The organism is Herbaspirillum sp. UBA812 (assembly GCF_002296545.1).
Lineage (GTDB): Bacteria > Pseudomonadota > Gammaproteobacteria > Burkholderiales > Burkholderiaceae_D > Herbaspirillum > Herbaspirillum huttiense.
The window spans coordinates 8,157-8,737 of sequence record NZ_DBIC01000034.1; the positions used below are offsets into that span (position 1 = coordinate 8,157).

Sequence of the window (581 nt, forward strand, 5' to 3'; positions counted from 1 at the left end):
GCCCGCGGGCTCCGTTTTTCTTTGCGGCGAAGACCACAGAAGTCCAGATCAGCTCAGCTCTTCCAGGCGGATCTTGGTGACCTGGCCGACCACTGTAGCCAGGGCTTCGATCTTGGCAATGGCAGCCTCGATGTTCTTTTCCTGGGTCTGGTGGGTCAGCATGATGATGTCGGTCTGCTGCTCGCCTTCAGCCGGCTCCTTCTGCAGCATGGCGTCGATGGAAATGGTCGAATCCGCCAGGATGCGCGTCACATCGGCCAGCACGCCCGCCTGGTCGGCCACGCGGATGCGCAGGTAGTAGCTGGTCACGACTTCGCTCATCGGCAGCACCGGGGTATCGGCCATGGCGTTGAGCTGGAAGGCCAGCGAAGGCACGTGGTGTTCCGGGTCGGCAGTCGCCAGGCGGGTGATGTCGACCAGGTCGGCGATCACGGCCGAGGCGGTCGGCTCGGAACCGGCACCCTTGCCGTAGTACAGGGCTTCACCCACGGCGTCGCCACGCACCACCACGGCGTTCATCGCACCCTCGACATTGGCGATCAGGCGCGAGGCCGGGATCAGCGTCGGGTGCACGCGCAGTT

1 protein-coding gene is annotated in these 581 nt (G+C 64.7%); it reads right to left on the reverse strand.

Annotated elements, in window-relative coordinates:
* Positions 1 to 48: 48 nt before the first annotated feature.
* The coding region (locus B3873_RS01920; protein ID WP_286863747.1) for an ACT domain-containing protein at positions 49 to 581 on the reverse strand (533 nt) is incomplete at its 5' end.